5 protein-coding genes are annotated in these 3,981 nt (G+C 72.7%); all 5 read left to right on the forward strand.

Annotated features, from left to right (window positions below; genetic code table 11):
* The coding region (locus ACWEVN_RS46940) for a TilS substrate-binding domain-containing protein (RefSeq protein ID WP_452055590.1) at nt 1-501 on the forward strand (501 nt) is incomplete at its 5' end.
* A 3-nt stretch (nt 502-504) separates the two neighbouring features.
* Complete coding sequence (gene hpt, locus ACWEVN_RS46945; RefSeq protein WP_125308269.1) at nt 505-1,056, forward strand: hypoxanthine phosphoribosyltransferase; 552 nt, start codon at nt 505-507, stop codon at nt 1,054-1,056.
* A gap of 159 nt (nt 1,057-1,215) precedes the next feature.
* The gene (locus ACWEVN_RS46950; RefSeq protein WP_449684725.1) at nt 1,216-1,581 is read left to right on the forward strand and encodes a hypothetical protein; all 366 of its coding nucleotides are present in this window, start codon (nt 1,216-1,218) and stop codon (nt 1,579-1,581) included.
* A 22-nt stretch (nt 1,582-1,603) separates the two neighbouring features.
* Entirely contained in the window at nt 1,604-2,995 is a 1,392-nt protein-coding gene (locus ACWEVN_RS46955) for a hypothetical protein (protein WP_452055591.1), read from the forward strand.
* Between the two features lie 61 nt (nt 2,996-3,056).
* A complete protein-coding gene (locus ACWEVN_RS46960; RefSeq protein WP_449684727.1) occupies nt 3,057-3,833 on the forward strand; it encodes an ESX secretion-associated protein EspG in 777 nt (258 codons plus the stop codon).
* Nucleotides 3,834-3,981 lie beyond the last annotated feature (148 nt).

Genomic DNA, 3,981 nt, shown 5'->3' on the forward strand with positions numbered 1-3,981 from the left:
GGCCGACGGCGAGCAGCGGGCGGCCGCGCGACCACCCGGGCCGCGTGCGCCGAACTCGGCGTCGAGCCGTGGGACGACCCGCACAACGCCGAACCGCGGTTCACGCGCGTGCGGCTGCGCACCGAAGTCCTGCCGTTGCTGGAGGACGTCCTCAACGGCGGAGTCGCCGCCGCGCTCGCCCGGACGGCGGCGCAGCTGCGTGAAGACAATGAGGCGCTGGACACAATGGCGGACATGATCTTCACCCGCGCGGGCGGCGTCGAAGGGCTGGACGTCGGCGTCCTCGCGGCTGAGCCCGCGGCACTGCGGCGGCGGGTTCTTCGCAGGTGGTTGCTGCAATCGGGTGTGCGCGAGCTCACCGACGCGCACCTCCGGGCGGTCGACGACCTCGTCGCCCGGTGGCGTGGTCAGGGCGGCGTGTGGTTGCCCGGCAACTTGGAGGCGAGCCGGTGCCGTGGCAGGCTCTGCCTCACCTCCCAACCCACCACACGAGGAGAATGACCCGTGTACGAGGGCGAAATCGCCTCCGTGCTCGTCACCGAGCAGCAGATCAAGGACAAGATCGCGGAGCTGTCGGAGCAGATCGCTGCCGACTATCCGGCCAACGGGCAGGGGGAACTCCTGCTGGTGGGCGTCCTGAAGGGCGCGGTCATGTTCATGACCGACTTCGCCCGCGCGCTGCCGCTGCCGACGCAGCTGGAATTCATGGCCGTCTCTTCGTACGGATCGGCGACGTCGTCGTCCGGCGTCGTCCGGATCCTCAAGGACCTCGACCGCGACATCGCGGGCCGGGACGTCCTGATCGTCGAGGACATCGTCGACTCCGGCCTGACGCTGTCGTGGCTGCTGAAGAACCTCGCCAGCCGCAACCCCGCGTCGCTCGAGGTCGTTTCGCTGCTGCGCAAGCCGGAAGCGGTGAAGGTGGACGTGCCGGTGAAGTACATCGGCTTCGACATCCCCAACGAGTTCGTCGTCGGCTACGGCCTCGACTACGCCGAGCGGTACCGGGACCTGCCCTACATCGGCACCCTGGACCCGAAGGTCTACACCTCGTAGCCCGCCGGCGGGGGTTCACCGACCGTTCACCGCAATTACCGGATCCGCGGAACCCCGGGCACGAAGTTTGCGTCATAGGCTCTGATCACGTGCGTTAACCTATGCGAAGACCAATCGTGCCCGCGGGTGACCGGGTCGGGGGAACGGGAGAGAGTGCAGATGGGGAACAGCAGCGCTGCCGACGCGAACGCCTTCAAGGCCGCGGCCGCGGCGGGTCAGGTCGGGATCGACCCCGACGCCGCGCAGGCCGTGCTGAACAAGATCCGCACGGGCAAGGACGCCGTCGAGGCCTTGCTCGCCGGCGCGGGCACGCTCGCGCAGCCGCCGAAGCTCGGCGACAACCCGGTCGGCAACGCGATGGCCGCGAAGTTCGTCCAGCGCGCGGACGGCGGGGGCGACTCCTACGCCGCCGCCCTGCAGAACCTGCTCCAGCAGTACTCCGACGCCGAAGAAGGCATCGTCACGGCGATGGCCCGGTACCACGAGATCGACCAGGCCGCGGCCGACCCGTTCCGTAACGCCTGAGTCCAGAGGGGAACTCGTAGTCATGGCTCCGAACCACAGCGACCAGCCGGCGGCGACCGACCCGGGCTCGCTGGTCCCGCTCGGCGACAACTCGGCGTCGCAGAACATCGTCGACAACGCCCGCGGCAGCGCCGGCGGCTTCGACATGGGCAGCGACCGCGCGATCGCCAACCCGCCGAACTGGAACGCGCAGGAGAGCCAGCAGCTCTACGCCGGCGCGGTCAACAACAACGACCCCGGCACGGCCGAGGCGACCGGGCACGTCTGGGCGCACCACGGCTCCGAGCTGAAGCAGGCCTCCGACCACCTCTACAACGCGATCTCCGAGCTGGGCAACGCGTGGGTCGGCCGGGGTGCCGCGGGTGCGCAGGGCGCGCTGGTGGCCATCGCGAACTCCGGTTCGCAGGCTTCCGACGCCGCGCACACGATGTCCGACCGGCTCGCCAAGCAGGCCGCGGCGGCCGCCGAGGTCAAGAAGATGCCCGCCCCGAAGGACTACGACCCCAAGCAGTCCATGGCGGCCGCGCTGGCCGGCGGTCCGGCGGCGCTGATCGCCGACCAGAAGGCGCAGGCGGACGCGGCCAACGACGTCAAGGCGCAGCAGGTCGCGTTCTTCAACGCCTACACCCAGGCGATGAAGGAGGTCGACAACTCGACCCCCAGCTTCGGCCCGGAGTCGCTCGGCATGCAGCCGACGGCGTCGCACAACTCCCTGTCGTTCAACTCGGTGAACAGCGTCGGCAGCACGGGCCCGGTCGGCAGCTTGCCCGGAGCGGGTGACGCGATCTTCGCCTCCGGCGGCGCGGGCTTCGGCGGCCACGGCGCCGCGTTCGGTGCGCAGCACGCCGGCGTTGTCGGCCCGAACGGCGTCCACGGCGGCGTCCCGGGTGCGGGCTTCGGCGCGGACGCGGCCACCCTCGGCAGCGACGGTGCGGGCGGTTCGGTCAGCGGCGCGGGCACCGGCACCGGCGCGGGCCACGTCCCCGCGGGCAGCGGGCAGCCGGGTGGCAGCAACCCGCTCGGCAAGGTCGGCCTGGGCCTCGGCATCGGCGGGGTGGCCGGCGGTCTCGGCGCGCTCGCGTCGCGGGCGCTGGGTGCGGGCAGCAAGTCCGGCGCGAAGTCCAAGGACGACACGAGCTTGGCGGCGGCCGACGGCCAGGGCCAGAGCGCCGCTTCGGCCCAGGCGCCGCAGCAGGGTCTCGTCTCGTCCGCGGGCACCATCGGCGGGCAGACGCCGCCGCCGATGAACCCGGGCATGGGCGGCATGGCCCCGCAGGGGGCCCAGGGCGAGCAGGACGAGGAGCACACGCACGCGTCCTTCCTCATCGAGGCGGACCCGGACGAGGCCTTCGGCGCGAACCAGGCGACCCCGCCGCCGGTCATCGGCTGGTCCGGGGACGACGAAGACCGCTGATCCTTCCGGGCCGGGCACGCCGACGGTGTGCCCGGCCCGGTTTCTCCTGGGGGGTGGCCCGATGCCGAACGCCGAGCTGCTCACCCCGGTCGAGGTGGACTTCCTGTGGGAGTCGGCCGGGCTGGGCGAGCTGCCGTACCCGCTGCGTATCCGTTCGCACGGCGCGACCGTCGACGAGCGATCGCTGCTGCGCCGCCGCACGCTGGAGGGGCTCGCCGCGCGCGGTCTCGCCGACGGCCGCGGCCGGCCCGAGCCGCACGTCGAGGACTACTTCGGCGTCCTGGCGGCGCCCGAACTGAGCCTGGACGCCGTCCAGCTGATCGCCCCGGACGCCGAACCGCTGCTCGCGATCGCCGGCGTGCTGGGCGGCCAGGGCCTGCTGGCCGTCCAGGACACCCGCGGCCTGCACCTGCAGCCGTGCCCGGCCGACGGGCTCGCCAGCGCGATCGTGTCACTGCTGCCGGGGGCCCCGCGCGGCAGCGAGAAGTCGCTCACGGTGCCGATGGAGCAGCTGACCGGCGGCGACTTCCTGCAGCGCCGCGGCAACGGCGACGAGCGCGCGTCGGCCGACGAGGACCGCAAGGCCCTGGCCCGGCTGCACGCCCAGCCGCGGCTGCGTGGCGGCCAGATCGGCGCCAACGCCCGCACCCGCCTGGGCGCGCGCACCCGGACGCCGGTGCTGAGCTGGTTCGACACCGAGACCGGCCGCTACTTCACCCAGGCGACCCGCGGCCGCGACGGCCGGGACTGGATCACCATCGCCCCCGCCGACGCCGCCACCCTGCGCCACCGCCTCGGTGAGATGCTCGCCGGAGCCGCGACGACGAGCTCGGTCTGACCCCTGCCGCACCGGTCGTGAGTGGTAAGGCGGGTTAGAACCCGCCTTACCATGCGGCCCGCACGAGGTAGGCGTCCCGCAGGGCCTTCTCCCCCAGTTCGACCACGGTCACCCCGCGGCGGGCGGGCTCCACCAGGCCGTCGCTTTC

The organism is Amycolatopsis sp. NPDC003861 (genome assembly GCF_053605405.1).